Annotated in this window: 11 protein-coding genes; 5 read left to right on the forward strand and 6 right to left on the reverse strand. The window is 60.4% G+C overall.

Translation table 11 applies throughout. From position 1 onward, the window contains the following. The 3 genes from E3O56_RS22030 (at nucleotide 1) to aqpZ (ending at nucleotide 3355) form a co-directional block, all read left to right on the forward strand. Nucleotides 1–564 carry a peptidylprolyl isomerase gene (locus tag E3O56_RS22030; protein WP_032879982.1) on the forward strand — a complete coding sequence of 188 codons (564 nt, stop codon included), beginning with the start codon at nucleotides 1–3 and terminating at the stop codon, nucleotides 562–564. 82 nt (nucleotides 565–646) lie between these two features. Continuing rightward, the gene (locus tag E3O56_RS22035; protein WP_032879980.1) at nucleotides 647–2479 is read left to right on the forward strand and encodes an ABC transporter ATP-binding protein; all 1833 of its coding nucleotides are present in this window, start codon (nucleotides 647–649) and stop codon (nucleotides 2477–2479) included. Nucleotides 2480–2653: 174 nt separating this feature from the next. Continuing rightward, a complete protein-coding gene (aqpZ, locus tag E3O56_RS22040; protein ID WP_005790241.1) occupies nucleotides 2654–3355 on the forward strand; it encodes an aquaporin Z in 702 nt (233 codons plus the stop codon). Between the two features lie 118 nt (nucleotides 3356–3473). Here aqpZ and E3O56_RS22045 read toward each other — a convergent pair whose 3' ends face one another. After that, nucleotides 3474–4607 carry a GNAT family N-acetyltransferase gene (locus tag E3O56_RS22045; RefSeq protein ID WP_103733650.1) on the reverse strand — a complete coding sequence of 378 codons (1134 nt, stop codon included), beginning with the start codon at nucleotides 4605–4607 and terminating at the stop codon, nucleotides 3474–3476. Between the two features lie 284 nt (nucleotides 4608–4891). On the opposite strand from E3O56_RS22045, the gene E3O56_RS22050 reads away from it, so the two are divergent. Continuing rightward, nucleotides 4892–6214, forward strand: coding sequence for a putative porin (locus E3O56_RS22050; protein ID WP_005790244.1), 1323 nt, complete (start codon nucleotides 4892–4894; stop codon nucleotides 6212–6214). Nucleotides 6215–6249: 35 nt separating this feature from the next. Here the strand turns inward: E3O56_RS22050 and E3O56_RS22055 are convergent, their stop codons facing one another. From E3O56_RS22055 to aceK, 5 genes are all read right to left on the reverse strand, one after another. Then, nucleotides 6250–6483 (reverse strand): zf-HC2 domain-containing protein, encoded by a 234-nt coding sequence (locus E3O56_RS22055; protein WP_032879977.1) that lies wholly within the window; start codon nucleotides 6481–6483, stop codon nucleotides 6250–6252. Further along, nucleotides 6477–7091: an RNA polymerase sigma factor gene (locus E3O56_RS22060; protein WP_005790248.1), complete on the reverse strand. Its 615-nt coding sequence runs from the start codon at nucleotides 7089–7091 to the stop codon at nucleotides 6477–6479. Before E3O56_RS22060 ends, E3O56_RS22055 begins: the two co-directional genes overlap by 7 nt. Nucleotides 7092–7214: 123 nt before the next feature. Then, nucleotides 7215–8336: a beta-ketoacyl-ACP synthase III gene (locus E3O56_RS22065; RefSeq protein WP_005790250.1), complete on the reverse strand. Its 1122-nt coding sequence runs from the start codon at nucleotides 8334–8336 to the stop codon at nucleotides 7215–7217. Nucleotides 8337–8588: 252 nt separating this feature from the next. After that, a complete protein-coding gene (hrpA, locus tag E3O56_RS22070) occupies nucleotides 8589–12500 on the reverse strand; it encodes an ATP-dependent RNA helicase HrpA (RefSeq protein ID WP_248128981.1) in 3912 nt (1303 codons plus the stop codon). A gap of 178 nt (nucleotides 12501–12678) precedes the next feature. After that, on the reverse strand, nucleotides 12679–14388 hold the full coding sequence (aceK, locus tag E3O56_RS22075; protein ID WP_248128982.1) for a bifunctional isocitrate dehydrogenase kinase/phosphatase: 1710 nt from the start codon (nucleotides 14386–14388) through the stop codon (nucleotides 12679–12681). Nucleotides 14389–14541: 153 nt separating this feature from the next. On the opposite strand from aceK, the gene E3O56_RS22080 reads away from it, so the two are divergent. Continuing rightward, nucleotides 14542–15426 (forward strand): DMT family transporter, encoded by an 885-nt coding sequence (locus tag E3O56_RS22080; RefSeq protein WP_032879973.1) that lies wholly within the window; start codon nucleotides 14542–14544, stop codon nucleotides 15424–15426. Nucleotides 15427–15470: the final 44 nt, after the last annotated feature.

Raw genomic sequence — 15470 nt, forward strand, 5'->3', positions numbered from 1 at the left:
ATGCTGAAAAAAATCGCCTTCTTTGCCGGTTCTGTTCTGTTCGCTGCCAACCTGATGGCGGCCGAACCGGCCAAGGCGCCCCACGTATTGATCTCCACCACCAATGGCGACATTGAAATCGAACTGGACCCGGTCAAGGCGCCGATCAGCACCAAGAACTTCCTCGCCTATGTCGACAAGGGTTTCTACACCAACACGATTTTCCACCGCGTGATCCCGGGCTTCATGGTCCAGGGCGGCGGGTTCACCCAGCAGATGTCGCAAAAACCGACTGAAGCACCGATCAAGAACGAAGCCAGTAATGGCCTGCATAACGTGCGCGGCACGCTGTCCATGGCCCGCACCAATGACCCGAACTCGGCCACCAGCCAGTTCTTCATCAACGTAGCCGACAATGCCTTCCTCGACCCGGGCCGCGATGCCGGTTACGCCGTGTTCGCCAAAGTGGTCAAGGGCATGGATGTGGTCGACATCATCGTCAACTCCCAGACCACCACCAAACAAGGCATGCAGAACGTGCCAATCGATCCTGTGTTGATCAAGTCGGCCAAGCGCATCGACTGAGGTCTGCAGGTAGCTTCGCGTGGTGCCCACACGGCACCGCGCGCATTTGAAAGGAGAGCCCGCCCGGCGGGCGTCAAACCCAATGCTCTATCGTCGCTTTGAACAACTGATCGATATTTTCCGCGACGCTCCCAGCGCGGCCCCTCCCGAAAAAGTCCTGCCCTTCTATCTCTATTACCTGCGCCAGGTCTGGCCCTGCTTCGCCGCACTGTTGGTGGTGGGGCTGGTCGGTGCGCTTATCGAAGTGGCGCTGTTCAGCTATCTGAGCCGCATCATCGACCTGGCCCAGGGCACACCACCGGCGAATTTCTTCCAGATCCACAGCGCCGAGCTGATCTGGATGGCCGTGGTCGCCCTGCTGCTGCGCCCGGTTTTCAACGGCCTGCATGACTTGCTGGTGCACCAGACCATCAACCCAGGCATGACCAGCCTGATTCGCTGGCAGAACCACAGCTACGTGCTCAAGCAGAGCCTGAACTTTTTCCAGAACGATTTCGCCGGGCGCATCGCCCAGCGGATCATGCAAACCGGCAACTCCTTGCGTGATTCGGCAGTGGCGACGGCAGAAGCCATCTGGCACGTGTCGATCTATGCCATCAGTGCCCTGGTGCTGTTTGCCGAGGCCGACTGGCGGCTGATGATCCCGCTGATCACCTGGATCATCTGCTACAGCCTGGCCCTGCGTTACTTCGTACCGCGCGTGAAGGAGCGCTCGGTGATTTCCTCGGAGGCGCGCTCCAAATTGATGGGCCGAATTGTCGACGGCTATACCAATATCACCACCTTGAAACTGTTCGCCCATACGCAGAATGAACAGGAATACGCCAAGCAAGCGATCATCGAGCAGACCGAAAAAACCCAACTGGCCGCCCGTGTGCTCACCAGCATGGACACCGTGATCTGTATCTTGAACGGCCTGCTGATTGTGACCACCACCGGCCTGGCCCTGTGGTTGTGGACGCAGTCGCTGATTTCCGTCGGTGCGATTGCCTTGGCCACTGGCTTGGTTATCCGCATCGTCAACATGTCCGGTTGGATCATGTGGGTGGTCAATGGCATCTTCGAAAATATCGGCATCGTGCAGGACGGCCTGAAAACCATCGCCCAGCCACTGGCCGTGACCGACCGTGAAAACGCCCCGCGCCTGAAAGTCCCCAATGCCCAAGTGCACTTTGAGCAGGTGGATTTCCACTACGGCAAGAAGAGCGGGATCATTGGCGGCCTCAACCTCAACATCAAGGCCGGGGAAAAGATCGGTTTGATCGGCCCGTCCGGCGCGGGCAAGTCGACCCTGGTCAACCTGCTGCTGCGCCTCTACGACCTGCAAGGCGGCCGCATCCTGATCGACGGCCAGAACATCGCCGAAGTGGCCCAGGAAAGCCTGCGTGCACAGATCGGCATGATCACCCAGGACACATCGCTTCTGCACCGTTCGATCCGTGACAACCTGCTGTATGGCAAGCCCGACGCAACTGAGGAAGAACTCTGGGCTGCGGTGCACAAGGCTCGCGCCGATGAGTTCATCCCGCTGTTGTCGGATTCCGAGGGCCGCACCGGGCTGGACGCCCATGTTGGTGAGCGCGGGGTGAAACTCTCTGGCGGTCAACGTCAACGTATCGCCATCGCCCGCGTGCTGCTCAAGGACGCACCGATCCTGATCATGGACGAAGCCACCTCGGCATTGGACTCGGAAGTGGAAGCGGCAATCCAGGAGAGCCTGGAAACTCTGATGCAGGGCAAGACCGTGATTGCGATCGCCCACCGGTTGTCGACCATCGCACGAATGGACCGCTTGGTAGTGCTGGAGAAAGGCCAGATTGCCGAAAGCGGCAGCCATGCCGAGTTGCTGGCGCAGGGCGGGCTTTATTCGCGGTTATGGCAGCACCAGACCGGTGGATTCGTCGGAATAGACTGATTTCATTGGATAGGTGCCCGGGCAATTCCGAACAATTCTGACAGTTTTCTCTATCGAACTGGTCTTGCGACACAATCCTGCTGTACTGCAATCAGGCCCCAGGAGGGCCCTGATTTAGGCGGCAGGGAAGCTTCACAGACCGTTAATCAGATAGAGCAATCTAAGGAAGTGTTCATGTCACTGTTCAAACGTTCCGTAACGGAAGGGCTGGGTACGTTTTGGCTGGTGTTGGGCGGTTGCGGGAGTGCGGTGCTGGCCGCAGCGTTCCCCAATGTCGGAATCGGCCTGCTCGGCGTGGCCCTGGCCTTCGGGCTCACAGTGCTGACCATGGCGTTTGCCATCGGGCACATCAGCGGCTGTCACCTCAACCCGGCCGTTTCGGTGGGGCTGGTAGTGGGCGGAAGATTTCCGGCCAGAGAGTTGCCAGCCTACATCGTGTCTCAGGTGATCGGTGCCACCATCGCCGCTGCGCTGCTGTACTTTATTGCCAGCGGCAAACCCGGCTTTGAACTGGCGAGTGGCCTGGCCTCCAACGGCTATGGAGAACACTCACCCGGTGGTTACTCGATGGCAGCAGGATTGGTCTGTGAGCTGGTGATGACGGCGATGTTCGTGCTGATCATCCTGGGCGCTACCGACCGCCGTGCCCCCGCGGGCTTTGCCCCCATCGCCATTGGCCTGGGGCTGACGCTGATCCACCTGATCTCGATCCCGGTCACCAACACCTCGGTCAACCCGGCCCGCAGCACGGGGCCCGCGTTGATTGTCGGCGGCTGGGCGCTCGAACAGTTGTGGCTGTTCTGGCTTGCGCCGATCCTGGGCGCGGTGATCGGTGGCATTACGTACCGATGGTTGGGCGCAGAAAAGCCTGCCTGACCAAACCCCTCTAGGAGCGAGCTTGCTCGCGAAAAACGTCAACGATGACGCAGGCTTCCAGATGCAGCCCGCTTCGCCTAAGCGTTCTTCGCGAGCAAGCTCGCTCCTACAAGGTGTTTCACTTGCTGTCAGGTTGCCGATAAGGCAAAGCCGCCCTCGCCTCTTCGGCATACGCCAGAATCCCCACCCGTTCACGTTCAAGAAAGTCGTGCACGGCACTCTTGAGCCCCGGATGGCGCAGGTAGTGCCAGGACCGCGTGATCACCGGCTCAAACCCGCGAATCAATTTGTGCTCGCCCTGGGCCCCCGCATCGAAGCGTTGCAGGCCGTGGGCGATGGCGTAGTCCATGCCCTGGTAGAAACAGGTTTCGAAATGCAGCCGGTCGAACTCCCCCAGGCAGCCCCAGTAGCGGCCGTAGAAGCTGTCGCCACCGATCAAGCTGAACGCCATGGCCACCGGACGCGGGCCTTGCTTGGCCAGCACCACGCGGATCGCCTCGGGCATACGTTCGGCCAACAGGCTGAAAAACGCCCGTGTCAGATAGGGCGCTTGGCGGCGCACCGCATAGGTGTTGGCATAGCAGGCATAAACAAAATCCCATTGGGCCTCGCTCAATTGATGACCTTGCAGCCACTCGAACTCGATGCCCTGCCCGGCCACTTGTTCACGCTCTTTGCGCATCTGCTTGCGCTTGCGTGAACTCAAGGCATCAAGGAAGTCCTGGAAGTCGCGATAGCCACGGTTCTGCCAATGAAACTGGCAGCCCAGGCGTTGCATCCAGTCGGGCTGCCGGGCCAAGGCGTCGTCGGCCAAAGCGTCGGTGAAATTGATATGGGCGCTGGAGAGCCCTTCGATTTCCAGGTAACCCGGCAAACTTTTGAGCAACTCAAAGCCGTCTTCGGCACTGGCGGCCAATAAACGCGGCCCGCTGACCGGACTGAACGGCACGGCTGTCAGCAGCTTCGGGTAGTAATCAATGCCGGCACGCTCGCAGGCGTCGGCCCAGCCATGGTCGAACACGTACTCGCCATAAGAGTGCCACTTGCGGTAACTGGGTAATGCCGCCACCAAACGGGGGCCTTCCCAATGCAGCAGATGTTCCGGCTGCCAGCCTGTTTGCGGGCCCAGGCTGGCGCTGTCTTCCAGCGCGCTCAAAAACCCATGCCGCACAAAAGGCTGGGCCTGCGGCACCAGGGCATCCCAAGTGTGAGCAGCGATTGCGGACAGGCTGTCCAGGCGTTGCAGTGGCATCGACATCCTCATTGTTTCGCGGCATGAAAGCCTGGGCAGTATCGCTTATCGCAGCCTGGCGTACATCTGCAAAACGCGCCGACAGAACGCCCAAGCGTTAGTTCCTTCCCGTTACAAGCTGTCATCTACATGAAATCACTTAGCCACTACTCCGTCATAAACGGCCGCGATACTGACGCCAGTTTTTAGAGCGTCCGGATCTACCGGGCGACATTTTTTCCGTCCGTCATGGGTCGGTTGTGTCCTGGATGGTTTGCCATCCCTCCTCACTTTCGGAGATTGATATGCGTCTTGCTTCCACTAAAACTGCGGCGCTCCTGTGTGGCGGCCTGTTGCTGGCCCTGAGCGTACCGGCCAGCGCTGCAGTCGACGCTAAATTGCTCGACATGCTCAAGGCCAACGGCCAGATCACCGCGTCGCAGTACACAGAACTGCAAGCGGAACTGGCCAAGGACCAGAAAGAACAGCAGATCGCACGCCAAGCTCAGCAAGAGACCAACGAGCAGATCGCAGCCACTGCGAAAAAAACCAACGAGCTGAGCAGCTTCGACCAAAAGCTGGCCTGGGCCGCCAAGACTCAATTCAAGGGTGATGTACGCTTCCGCCAGGAAACCATCAAGATCGATGGCGAACCCAACAACGGTGGGCGTGACAAAGACCGTCAACGTATCCGCGCCCGCCTGGGTGCCTACACCGAAATCAACCCGCAGGTGGACACCGGTATCCGTATCGCCACCGGCGGTGGTGACGATGCGCGTTCTACCAACCAGGATCAGGACGGCTACTTCGATAAAAAATCGATCTGGCTGGACCTCGGTTACATCGACTACCACCCGGACCAGATCAAGAACCTGCACGTGATCGGCGGCAAGATGCTTCAGCCTTGGGTAAACATGGGCGACGTGATCTGGGATAGCGATATCAACCCTGAAGGCCTGGCCGTCACCTACAAATACCCACTGGGCAGCAGCGCCGAACTGTTCGGCAGCCTGGGTAACTACAACCTCAAGGACAACGTCGACGGCGACGGCGTGCAGTTCCGCCACGACCTGCGCCTGACGTCCGGCCAGTTGGGTACGCGTTTCTCGGTCACCGACAACCTGAAAATGACCCTGGGCGGCAGCGTCTACGCCTACAAAAATGACGAGGACAGCCGCTGCACAACCACTACCACACCTTGCGCGTTGGCGGTCAACGGCAACTCAGCCAACAACGAGTTCCGCCTGTACGAAGGCTTTGCCCAGGCAGACATCGGCGGCTTGGCAGTGCCACTGTCGTTCTACGGCCAATACGTGAAAAACAACGATGCCGTGACCGACCAGGACACCGCGTGGTTGCTGGGTGCCAAGTCCAAGGTGTTCGGTTTCAACCTGGACTACAACTACCGCGATGTTCAGCGTAATGCCGTCGTAGGCGCGTTCACCGATTCGGACTTCGCCAACGGTACCACCGGTTCGCGCGGCCACAAGATGAAGGTCAGCTACGACATCGACAAGAACTTCGCCCTGGGCGCCACCTACTTCCTGACCAAGGCGGACTACGCCAGCCGTACCCAGCGGGATGCCAACACCAACACCCTGCAGCTGGATGCTGAAGCCAAGTTCTAAGCGTTACTGTAGGAGCGAGCTTGGTGAGCTCGCTCTTACATATCCTTACGGCGCTCGGCTGCCATCTGTTCAGCCAGCGCATCAGCACCGTCCACCGGCTCCTGCGGCATACGCTTGAGCGTCGCCTGCAACAGGCGCATCTGCCGGATAAACCGTCGGCAGTTCGGGCAGAACATCAAGTGATGACGCACCATCAGACGTTCACGGAAGGTCAATTGACCATCCAGATAGTCACTGGAGCGCGCTACTTGCTCTTTACAGGTCAACATTCGCCCGTCTCCTCAAAATGCTCCACCGTAGCAAAGACTTTAAGCCGTGCTCGATGCAGGAGCACACGAACGTTGGAGAGCGAAAGGCTCAGAAGATTACAGATTTCCTCCAGTTCCAGACCCTGGCGTTCACGCAACACCAGCACGCTGCTTTGCAGTTCGGACAAACTCAGAATCGTATGCTCCAGGCATTTGCGCAGTTCATCTTCGGTCAGCAGCGCTTCAGGGGTGTCCTGGTGCCAGGCATACGGGGCGACAGCCCAATGGCCATCATCCGGGCTGAAGCGATCATCACCAATGGTGCCGTGGGGCGAAGGCAAATCGTCGAGCAGCACTTCCCGACGATTCTGTTTGTAACGTCCCTTGGCGGCGTTGGCGGTAATGGTCAATAACCATGTCTTGAGGCTCGATCGCCCTTCGAATCTGGCCAGGTTGCGTACGACCGAAACCCAGGCGTCTTGCACGATTTCGTCGGCGTGGCGCTGACCGACGATGGCGTAGGCCACCGCCCGCATTGCGCTCTGGTAAGTGGTGACCAATTCCTTGTAGGCCCGCTGCTCACCCTTGAGCAGGCGTTCAAGCAGGTGCGCGTCGTCCGCTGCTGCCATTCAAACCTCTATTTAAAAGTGCACACCCGGTCCTGTGGGAGCTGGCTTGCCTGCGATGCAGACACCTCGGTGTATCAGTCACACCACAGTGATGCCATCGCAGGCAAGCCAGCTCCCACACAATCAGCGTTTGCGCAGGATCACACTGCCAATCGAATACCCGGCGCCAAAGGAGCTGAGTACGGCAACCGAGCCCTTGGGCAAGTCATCCTGGTAAGTGTGAAACGCAATCACCGAGCCGGCCGAGCTGGTATTGGCGTAAGTATCGAGGATCACTGGCGCTTCTTCCACCGACGCGTCGCGCCCCAGCAGCTTTTTCACGATCAGGTGGTTCATGCTCAGGTTGGCCTGGTGCAGCCAGAAGCGCTTCACATCGGTCACACTCAACTGATTTTCCGCCAGGTGCGCGCCGATCAATTCGGCCACCATCGGGCAGACATCGCGAAACACCTTGCGGCCTTCCTGCACGAACAGCTTGTCGGGGGCACCGACACCTTCTTCCGCCGTGCGGTTGAGGAAGCCGAAATTGTTGCGGATGTTGTTGGAGAACTTGGTCAGCAGCTTTGTACTCACCACATCGAACTGGTGCTCGGACGTCGCCAGGTCAGCGCGTTCCAGGATCACCGCAGTGGCGGCGTCACCGAAGATGAAGTGGCTGTCGCGATCGCGGAAGTTCAGGTGGCCGGTGCAGACTTCCGGGTTGACCATCAGGATCGCCCGGGCCTGGCCCAACTGGATGCTGTTGGCCGCGTTCTGGATGCCGAAGGTGGCCGAAGAACACGCCACGTTCATGTCAAAACCGAAGCCCTGGATACCCAAGGCTTCCTGGACTTCAATGGCAATCGCCGGGTAGGCACGTTGCAGGTTGGAACAGGCAACGATCACGCCATCAATGTCGGCGGCGGTCTTGCCGGCGCGTTGCAGGGCTTGTTCGGCGGCACCGACCGCCATCTGGCAGAGCACCGACCATTCGTCGTTGCTACGCTCGGGCAGGCGTGGCGCCATGCGCTGCGGATCGAGGATGCCGTCCTTGTCCATCACAAAACGGCTCTTGATGCCGGATGCCTTTTCGATGAATGCCGCGCTCGACTCCGTCAGCGCCTGCACCTCGCCACGCTCGATGGCGGCGGCGTTGTCTGCGTTGAACTGTTGCACATAGGCATTGAAAGACTGCACCAGCTCTTCGTTGGAGATGCTGTTGGCCGGGGTGTACAGGCCAGTGCCGCTGATGACGACGTTATGCACGGTCGTTCCTCTAAATCTGTCAGGCAGAAGATATTGGTACCGTCGTACCAAACTTAAAGTCGTTTGATTCCGTCCAGCAGGCATCAAACTGGCGACGCTTTATTCAATCTTGTAACCGCGAAGTTTGCCACAACCCTGGAGATTTGGCGCTATAGGCCAGACAAACACCTTGAATGTGGGAGGGGCGGTGCGACGATTCGACTTGCTCCCTCCCACATTTGGCCCTGCCCGGATCGGGAAACCGGGAAAGGTTCAGGGCTCTACCTGGCTCCACTGCTTGCTCAAGCGTTTATCGGAAATCGGTACCTTGGTGCCCAACTGCTGGGCAAACAACGACACCCGGTATTCCTCCAGCCACCAGCGGTACAGCTCCAACTGTGGGTCACGCTTGCCTTCCTGGGCGTGTTTGTTCAAGCGGTTCTGGTATTGAGCCCACAGGCCGCCCAATTCGCTGCTCCACACGCGGTCCTTTTGCACCTGGCTCGGCAGTTTTTCCAGGCGCAGTTCAATAGCCTTGAGATAGCGCGGCAGCTCCTTGAACCATTGCGCCGGGGTTTCGCGCACAAAACCTGGGTACACCAGGTTGCTCAGTTGCTGCTTGATATCATTCAAGGCCACCGCCTGGGCCAGGTCGATCTTGCCTTTGAAGCGCTTTTGCAGGCCGTGCCAGAGTTTCAGCACCTCCAGGGTCAGGCGTGCCAGGCGCTCGGCGTGTTCGGTCCAACCGCCACGCTTGCGCTCGGCCAGGGCAGCCAGGCCCGCGCCATCACGCGGCAGGCTGTCTTCGCCCTCAAGTACACAGGTGTCGAGGCTGGCCAGCAGAATGTCTTCCACCAACGCGTCGATACGCCCCAGTTCGCGGTACATCAAGCCCAGCTCGGTCAGGCCCGGCAATTTGCCGCGCAGGAATTTCGCCGGTTCCGCCAGTTGTTGCATCAGCAGGCGCTGCAACGCGCGGCGATGCTGGAACTCGGCTTCGGCGGCGGTGGAGAAACGCCCTTCCTTGACCGTGCCGTTCTCTTCCACCAGCGCCGGGTACACCGTCATCGACAGGCCGGCGATGTTTTGCTGGGTCTTTTCAGCCACCGCCGCGAACACCTTGGCTTCTACCGGCTGTTGGCTTTTCGCGGTTTGCGGTACGGCCAACGCGGCCTGGCTGGCCTCTGCAAAACGTGCGGTCAGTTCGGCCAGGTCGCGACCTTCGCCAAGGAACTTGCCTTGGCCGTCGACCACTTCCAGGTTCATCTTCAGGTGGCTTTCTACCTGCTGCGCCGCTTCAGCCCAGGCTTCATCGCTGACCCGCGCACCGGTCATGCGCAGCAACTCGCGCCCCAGCGCCTGGGGCAGCGAGCCCTGGCCGAATTCGATGCGTTGCAGCGCCGCCTTGACGAAGTCCGGCACCGGCACGAAGTTCTTGCGCAATGCCTTGGGCAGGTTGCGTACCAACGCGATGCATTTGGCTTCGATCACGCCCGGCACCAGCCACTCCAGGCGCTCGGCCGGCAACGCCGGCAGCAACGGCGCAGGTACACGCAGGGTGACGCCATCGCGAGGGTGGTTGGGTTCGAAGTGGTAGCTCAAGGCCAACGCCAGGTCACCCAGGTGCAAGGTGTCCGGATAATGCGCAGCGGTAACCTCACTGGCCTCGCGGGCCAGCACATCTTCTTCGCGCATGATCAGCAGTTGCGGGTCTTTCTGGCTGTTGACCTTGTACCAGCTGTCGAACGTGGCGGTCTGGTGAATCTCCGCTGGCAGGCGCGCATCGTAGAACGCGTAGAGGGTTTCTTCGTCGGCGAGGATGTCGCGACGGCGCGCCTTGGCTTCCAGTTCGTCAAGTTGCTCCAGCAGTTGCTGGTTAGCCGTCAGACACTTGGCCCGGGACTGAATCTCGCCGCGTACCAGGCCCTCACGAATAAACAACTCGCGAGACACCACCGGGTCAATCGGCCCGTAATGCACCGGCCGGCGCCCGACCACAATCAGCCCGAACAGGGTGATCTGCTCAAACGCCACCACCTGGCCGCGCTTCTTCTCCCAATGGGGCTCGAAGTGGTTTTTCTTGATCAGGTGCCCGGCCAGCGGCTCGATCCAGTCGGCATCGATCTTCGCCACCATGCGCGCATAGAGCTTGGTGGTTTCCACCAGCTCGGCAGTCATCAGCCATTGCGGGCGCTTCTTGCCGATACCGGACGAGGGGTGGATCCAGAAACGCCGCTGCCGCGCACCGAGGTAATCGCCGTCTTCGGTCTTCTGGCCGATCTGGCTGAGCAGGCCGGACAGCACCGCCTTGTGCAGTTTGGGGAAGTCCGCAGGCTCTTTATTGATGTTCAGCTGCATGTCGCGGCAGATCAGGCTCAACTGGCGATGGGAGTCGCGCCACTCGCGCAGGCGCAGGTAGTTGAGGAAGTTCTTGCGACACCAGTTGCGCAGCGGGCTGGCGGTCAGTTCCTGGCGCTGCTCTTCAAAGCCACGCCACAGGTTGACCAGCCCGGCGAAGTCCGAATCCGGATCTTTCCACTGAGCGTGGGCCTGGTCGGCGGCTTGTTGACGCTCCGGTGGCCGCTCGCGCGGGTCCTGGATAGACATGGCGCTGGCCACGATCAACACTTCCTGCAAGCTGCCCAGCTTGGCCGCTTCGAGCAACATGCGGCCCATGCGCGGGTCCACCGGCAAGCGTGCAAGCTGGCGGCCCAACGGCGTGAGCTGGCTGTTACGGTCCACCGCCGAGAGTTCCTGCAGCAGGTTGAAACCGTCGCTGATCGCCTTGCCATCTGGCGGTTCGATAAACGGGAAATCGGTGATTTCGCCCAGGCGCAGGTGCAGCATCTGCAGGATTACGGCGGCGAGGTTGGTACGCAGGATTTCCGGGTCGGTGAATTCCGGGCGCCCGATAAAATCTTCTTCGCTGTACAGGCGCACGCAAATGCCCGGCTCAACCCGGCCGCAACGGCCTTTACGCTGGTTGGCGCTGGCCTGGGAGATCGCCTCGATCGGCAGGCGCTGCACCTTGGCGCGGTAGCTGTAGCGGCTGATGCGCGCCGTGCCGCTGTCGATCACATAGCGAATGCCCGGCACCGTCAGCGAGGTTTCCGCAACGTTGGTCGCCAGTACCACGCGCCGGCCTGGGTGGGATTGGAAAATGCGCTGTTGCTCGGCCGGTGACAGCCGTGCGTACAACGGCAAAATCTCGGTGTGCTTGAGCTGGGCCTTGCGCAGCATGTCGGCGGCATCACGAATCTCGCGCTCTCCGGGCAGAAACACCAGCACATCGCCGGGGCTGCGTCGCTCGCTGCGCTCATAGGCGGCGATTTCATCGAGGGTGGCGAGGATCGCCTGGTCGACGGTCAAGTCATCCTCGACGCGGTTGCCCTCTTCGTCCTGTTCCAGGGTCAGTGGGCGATACCAGGTGTCCACCGGGAAAGTACGGCCCGAGACCTCGACAATCGGCGCATCGTCGAAGTGCTTGGAAAAGCGCTCCAGGTCGATGGTCGCCGAGGTGATGATGACTTTCAGGTCAGGGCGACGCGGCAGCAGGGTCTTGAGGTAGCCGAGCAGGAAGTCGATGTTCAGGCTGCGTTCATGGGCTTCGTCGACGATGATCGTGTCGTAGCGTTCCAGATAACGGTCGTTCTGGGTTTCGGCCAGCAGGATGCCGTCGGTCATCAGTTTGATCAGGGTGTTGGAATCACTCTGGTCTTCGAAACGCACCTGATAGCCGACCAAGGCGCCCAATGGCGTGGCCAGCTCTTCAGCGACACGGCTGGCGACGCTGCGCGCTGCGATCCGGCGCGGCTGGGTGTGGCCGATCAGGCCGTACTGGCCGCGGCCGATTTCCAGGCAGATTTTCGGCAACTGGGTGGTCTTGCCCGAGCCGGTCTCGCCGGCAATGATCAACACCTGGTGTTTGAGCAGCGCGTCCTTGATCTCATCGCGCTTGGCGGCAATCGGCAGGCTGTCGTCGTAGCGAATCACCGGCAGGCTGGCGCGCCGCGCCGTGACCTGGGCACAGGATGCCTGCATCCGCGCCACCCACTGCGCCAGCTTGTCCTCATCGGGTTTCTTGCGCAGCTCAAGCAACTGCCGGCGCAAGCGGTGGCGGTCGGCGAGCATGGCGTGGTCGAGGGTTTTGAGCAGTTGGTCGATGGTGGGTGCTTGGTCAGTCATCAGCTACTTCGACGGTCATCTATGTTATGCGCGGCCGGCAAGTGTGGCAGAAAATCGACTTATCTGGCAGGTCAAACATGTGGGAGGGGGCTTGCTCCCGATGAAGGTGGGTCAGCCAATGAAGGTGTTGACTGATTCACCGTCATCGGGAGCAAGCCCCCTCCCACAAGAGAAAGCGTTATAGCGGGTCTTTTCGGCGATAGGGGAATACGTCGATAACCTTGCCGGCGCGAATCGCGTCCTGCAGGCCCTTCCAGTAATCGGCGTTGTACAGCTCGCCATGCAGCTCGTCGAACAACTTGCGCTGGCCAGCGTCGGCAAACAGGAACGGCGGGAACTCTTCGGGGAATACGTCCAGCGGGCCGATTGAGTACCAGGGCTCTGAGGCCATTTCGTCCTCGGGGGTGCGCGGTGCGGGAATATGGCGGAAGTTGGCTTCGGTCAGAAAGCAGATTTCATCGTAGTCGTAGAACACCACGCGGCCATGACGGGTGACGCCGAAGTTTTTCAGCAGCATGTCGCCGGGGAAGATATTCGCCGCCGCCAGTTGCTTGATTGCCAGGCCGTAGTCTTCCAGGGCTTCGCGCACCTGGGCGGGATTGGCGTTGTCGAGGTAGAGGTTGAGCGGGGTCATGCGCCGCTCGGTCCAGCAGTGGCGGATCAGCACGCTGTCGCCTTCCACTTCGACCGTGCCGGCCGCGACTTCCAGCAGCTCGGCCAGGCACTCGGGCTCGAACTTGCTCAAGGGGAAACGAAAGTCGGCGAATTCCTGGGTGTCAGCCATGCGCCCTACCCGGTCGACACTCTTAACCAGCCGGTACTTCTCGATCACCGTGGCGCGGTTGACGTTTTTCGACGGTGAAAAACGGTCCTTGATGATCTTGAACACGGTGTTGAATCCCGGCAGCGTGAACACGCTCATGACCATGCCGCGCACGCCGGGGGCCATGATGAACTGGTCGTCGGTGGTGGCCAGGTGGTTGATGAGTGCGCGGTAGAATTCGGACTTGCCGTGCTTGTAGAAACCAATGGAGGTGTACAGCTCGGCAATGTGCTTGCCCGGCAGGATGCGCTTGAGAAAACCGATGAATTCGGCAGGCACCGGTACGTCGACCATGAAATAGGAGCGGGTGAACGAAAAGATGATCGACACGTCGGCTTCGTCGGTGATCAACGCATCGATCTGGATGCCGCGCCCTTCGCGGTGCAGCAACGGGATGACCAACGGCCACTGTTCGTCGCGGGTATAAATGCGCCCTACGAGATAGGCGCCTTTGTTGCGGTAGAGCACGGAGGAAAACAGCTCGACCTTGAGGTCCGGGTCCTTGCACACCCAATCCGGCAGGTTTTCCCGCAGCTGGGCTTGGAGGCGACGCAGGTCGGCAGGAAGGTCGGCGTAAGGCTCGCTGAAGCTGTAGTCAGAGAAAATCTGCGCCAGCATGTCTGATATTTTACCGGCCGGCGTGTAGACCCGGGTCTGCGCCGCCCGCGCCCGGCGCAGGCTCGGCCGGGTGGTGTGGATGAACATGCAGCCGTCGCTGATCAGGTCATGGCTGAACAGGCCGCAGAAGATCGAGTTGTACCAGGTCTCGGACAATTCATCGTCAAAGCGCAGGTCGATCAGGCCGATATAAGCGCTTTTCACCAGGGGCCACAGCTCGATGTCCTGCAACGCACTCGCTTCGAAACCGGCGCGCAGGCGGGCAGTGACCTCGGCAACTTTCTCTTCATACAGGTTGATGCGTGCCGCAGACGCCGCCTGCCCTTGCTGCCACTGGGCCTTCTCGAAACGCTCGCGGGCCCCATCGGTGATCTGGCGAAAGTGCTCACGGTAATCGTCGAAACCGTCGAGGATCATCCGGGCGATAGCAAGGGCGGGCTGCGACATGCGGGAAACCTCGAACGGGTAGCGGGAAGCTCAGAGCTTAGCCAGTGAACGCTGGCAGGAGAAGGAGGATTTTCAAGGGGCGGCCGTACTTAGCGATTGTGTCGGCCTGAGCACTGGGCAACACTCCCCGCCTGATTGGCGTAGGAGTTTTCCGTGAGACCTGTTGACACCCTCTACTTGCTGGGACTGGCTGCCATCTGGGGCGCGAGTTTCCTGTTCATGCGCATCATAGCGCCGGAAATCGGCACAGTGCCGACTGCGTTTTTCCGCGTGTCGATTGCCGCCGCCGGGTTGCTGGTGATTCTGGCGATGCTGCGCGTGAGCTGGGATTTCCAGGGCAAGTTCAAGACCGTTTTGCTGTTGGGGGTGATCAACTCCGGGATTCCGGCGACCATGTATTCAGTGGCAGCGCAGGTACTGCCGGCGGGTTATTCGGCGATTTTCAACGCCACCACGCCGCTGATGGGCGTGCTGATTGGCGGGTTGTTTTTCAGCGAGCGTCTGACACCGTCAAAAATAGCGGGGGTTGCCTTGGGGCTGTTTGGCGTCGCCGTGCTCACGCGCGCGGGGCCGGTGGCCTTTGATCTGCAATTGTTGATGGGCGCGCTGGCGTGCCTGCTGGCGACCACCTGCTACGGTTTTGCCGGTTTCCTGGCCCGACGCTGGCTGGATCAGCGCGGCGGGCTGGACAGTCGCCTGTCGGCCTTGGGCAGTATGCTCGGCGCTACCTTGTTTCTATTGCCGCTCTTTGCCTACAGCGCCATCAGCCATCCACCGGCAAGTTGGGGCGGCTGGCAGGTGTGGGCGTCGCTGCTGGGCTTGGGGCTGGTGTGTACGGCGTTCGCCTACATTTTGTACTTCCGCCTGCTGTCATCCATTGGCCCGGTCAAGTCGATGACCGTGACCTTTATGATTCCGCCGTTCGGCGTGCTGTGGGGGGCGTTGCTGTTGGATGAGCCGCTGTCCATGGCTCACCTGTATGGCGGGGTGCTGATTGCCGGGGCGTTGTGGTTGGTACTGCGCCCGCAAAAACTATAGGAGCGCGCCCTTGCTCCTGGGGGTGCTTCGCCCCCCAGCGCAAG

Source organism: Pseudomonas sp. W2Aug9 (assembly GCF_023127755.1).
Taxonomy (GTDB): Bacteria; Pseudomonadota; Gammaproteobacteria; order Pseudomonadales; family Pseudomonadaceae; genus Aquipseudomonas; species Aquipseudomonas synxantha_A.